The 3,357-nt window shown below is 69.7% G+C and carries 3 protein-coding genes; 2 read left to right on the forward strand and 1 reads right to left on the reverse strand.

The annotated features are described in order from the left end of the window. Window positions 1-44: 44 nt before the first annotated feature. Window positions 45-593, forward strand: coding sequence for a PPA1309 family protein (locus GKO32_RS37685; protein ID WP_154761691.1), 549 nt, complete (start codon window positions 45-47; stop codon window positions 591-593). A gap of 3 nt (window positions 594-596) precedes the next feature. On the opposite strand, the gene GKO32_RS37690 is transcribed toward GKO32_RS37685, so the two are convergent. After that, entirely contained in the window at window positions 597-1,733 is a 1,137-nt protein-coding gene (locus tag GKO32_RS37690) for a YlbL family protein (protein WP_312869285.1), read from the reverse strand. 103 nt (window positions 1,734-1,836) lie between these two features. Between GKO32_RS37690 and GKO32_RS37695 the strand changes: the two genes are divergently transcribed. After that, window positions 1,837-3,195, forward strand: a complete 1,359-nt coding sequence (locus GKO32_RS37695; RefSeq protein ID WP_154761692.1) for a zinc-dependent metalloprotease — start codon at window positions 1,837-1,839, stop codon at window positions 3,193-3,195. Window positions 3,196-3,357: the final 162 nt, after the last annotated feature.

Consider the following 3,357-nt stretch of genomic DNA (forward strand, 5'->3'; position numbering starts at 1 on the left):
ACCCACCCCAAAACGGACAACGCCGCCCCTGACACGATGACGTAATGGCGACACCTGAGAACCAGACCTCCGGCGTAGCGGCGGTGGCCCGCGAGGTGGAGGAGTTCGTGGCCGCCGCGGGCTGGGACCAGCCCGTGCAGCTGTTCGCGCTGGTGCCGACCGAGGAGCTGCTGCGGCAGGAACCAGACCTGGCGGGGCAACTCGACGCGGCGAGCCCGCTGACCCCGGTCGCGCAGGACGAAGTGCCCGAAGGTGACCTGGCCGAGGCGCTCGAGCGGATCGCGTGGCCGGAGGCCGTGGTCGGGTGCGCGGTGGCGCAGGAGATCATCGTGCTGCCGCCGAGCGCCGAGGCTTCGCTGCCGGACAACGAAACCACGGACGCGCAGCGGCTGCGCCAGGCCGCCGCGGACCATCCGGACCGGACCGAGGCACGGCTGGTCGCCGCTGTCGTGCGCGACGGCCCTGCCGCATGCGTGATGCGCCTTCGCGGCTACACGGCGACCGAGGACGGCGAGCCGGTCGACGAGGTCATCGAAAACCCGGAGCTGGCACCGAATCTCGTCGAAGCATTGCGCGCGACGCTCGTCCTCTGAGCGTCAGCAGGACGGGGCCGGACGGCCTGCCTTGATGTCCTCGAGCGCGGTGAGTGCCGAGTCGAGCGTCGTGACCTTCACGAGCTTGAGACCGTCCGGCACGGCGGCGGCCGCTTCGGCGCAGTTTCGTTCTGGGGTCAGGAAAATCGTCGCACCGGCTTCACGTGCGCCGACGACTTTGAACGAGATGCCGCCGATCGGGCCGACGTTGCCCTTCTCGTCGATCTCGCCGGTGCCGGCGATGTGCTGGCCTGCGGCCAAGTCTCCCGGGGTGAGCCGGTCGACGATCGCGAGCGCGAACATCAGCCCTGCCGACGGCCCGCCGACTTCCTGCAGTGACACCTTCACGTCGAAGGGCACGTCGGAACGGTCGATCGCCTGCAGGCCCATGAAACCCTGCTGCTGGTTGGGATCCGGGTTCGCGGCGAGGGTGAGCGGGCTGGTGCGCGGACCGTCGGTGCCGTGCTGGAAAGTGAGCTGCACCGTCTGGCCCGCCTTCGTACCGGCGAGTGCGGCGCGGACGTCGTCTTCCTGTCCGATCGGCTTGCCGTTGACGTTCAGCAGCCGGTCCCCCGCGGCGAGCACCTTGTCGGCCGGGCTGCCTGCCACGACTTCCTGCGCCAGCACCTTGATCGGATAGCCGAGGTGCCGCAGTGCCGCGACTTCGGCGTTGCTCTGGGAGTCCTGGAACTCCTTGACGTTCTCCTGCTGGACCTGTTCTTCGCTCTCGCCGGGTCGGAAGTAGTCCTCGCGGGGCGCGAGCGCGTAGCGACCGCTCGCCCACAGCCCGAGCGCGCCGAACAGCGTGATCTTGTCGTTGAGGGAGACGGTGGTCATCCGCAGTTCGCCCGAGGTGGGGAAGGTCTGCCGACCGTTGATTTCGATGACCGGGTTGCCGCCGGCCTGGCCGAGTGTGTCGTACGTGGGGCCGGGGCCGATGGCGACGTAGGGCACCTGCGCGAGTGCGCCCGTGAGCCCGAACGCGATCACGAGGAAAGCGCTCAGCACGACCGTCCAGCCTCGGCGGGTGAGCCGCCTCGGCTTGCGTGCGCGCTCGGTGCGCCGCACCTCGGTCGCGCGGTCGCCATCATCGGTCGTGTTGGGACCAGGAGCTGCGGTTTGCTCACGGGACTCGCTCACGCGGGACAGCGTACGGTGACGGGTGTTGTGCTCACGATGAGGACTCCCTCGCCGGGCGCTGGCTGACCAGGTCGAGCGGGCCGTCGCCGCGTACGGTGGACATATGAGCAATATCCCGTTCGGATTTGGACCTTCCGATCCTGACAAGCGTGGCGAAAACGAGCCGGAGGGCGGCGGGCAGTCCGGCGCGGAGGCCTTCAATCAGCTTGGCCAGATGCTCAGCCAGCTGGGTCAGATGCTCAGCCAGGCGGGCAGCTCGTCCGGGCCCGTCAATTACGACCTCGCGAAGCAGATCGCGCTGCAGAAGTTGAGTGGGTCCAGCGGCGGGCAGATCGGTTTCGCCGCAAGTGGTGACTCGGACTCGGCGGTGCGGGATGCCGCGCACCTTGCGGAACTCTGGCTCGATGCGGCGACGATCTTGCCCGCGGGCGCCAAGGTGACGGTGGCCTGGTCGGCGCGGGACTGGGTGCAGAAGACGCTGCCGACGTGGCAGCGGCTGTGTGATCCGGTGGCGCGGCAGGTGTCGGGCGCCTGGGTCGAGGCGATGCCGGCCGAAGCCAAGCAGGCGGCGGGGCCGCTGTTGCAGATGGTCAGTCAGATGGGCGGCATGGCGTTCGGCTCGCAGCTGGGCAACGCGCTCGCGCAGCTGGCGTCGGAGGTGCTGACGTCGACCGAGGTGGGTCTCCCGCTGGGTCCGGACGCCACTTCCGCTCTGCTACCGGCGAACATCGAGAAGTTCACCGAGGGGCTGGAGCTGCCGCACAGTGAGGTGCTGGTGTTCCTCGCCGCGCGGGAGGCCGCGCATCAGCGGCTGTTCACGCATGTGCCGTGGCTGCGGCAGCGGTTGCTGGCCACGGTGGAGGAGTTCGCGCAGGGCATCACGGTGGACACTTCGGCGCTGGAGCAGCTGGCCGGCCAGGTTGATCCGAGTAACCCGGCGAGCATCGAAGAGGCGATGTCGTCGGGCCTGTTCGAACCGAAGACGACGCCGGAGCAGCAGGCGGCGCTGAGCAGGTTGGAGACGCTGCTCGCCCTGGTCGAGGGCTGGGTCGACGTCGTTGTCGCCGACGCGGTCGGTGATCGCCTGCCGGGTGCCGGTGCACTGCGCGAAACGCTGCGCCGCCGCCGGGCGACGGGCGGGCCGGCCGAGCAGACGTTCGCCACACTGGTCGGCTTGGAGCTACGCCCCCGCCGCATGCGGGCGGCTTCGGCCCTGTGGAAGCTGGTGGGTGAGCAGCACGGCACCGAGAAGCGCGATGGCCTGTGGTCGCACCCGGACCTGATGCCGAATGCCGAGGACCTCGACGACCCGATGGAGTTCAGCGAGCGCCTCGGCGGCCAGGCCAGCATCGACGACCTCGACCCCATCGCCGAACTGGAACGCACCCAGCAGCCGGAAGACAAGCCCACCCCCGCCGCCGACGACAACCCCAGCGACGGCGACGAAGGCAAGCCAAGCTGACCCTCCCGGGCCAGCCCGTCAGCAGCAGGGTTCCCCTGGGCAGGCGGCCTTGCCCGGTCGCCCTGCCGGGGCAGGCTTGCGCACCCTGAGCAGCCCGGACCCGCACAGTTGCCCCTCCCGGGCCGTCTCGCCCTGCACGGCGCCTGTCTTTTATACACATCT

Origin of the sequence: Amycolatopsis pithecellobii, from assembly GCF_009707865.1 — a bacterium.
Lineage (GTDB): Bacteria > Actinomycetota > Actinomycetes > Mycobacteriales > Pseudonocardiaceae > Amycolatopsis_E > Amycolatopsis_E pithecellobii.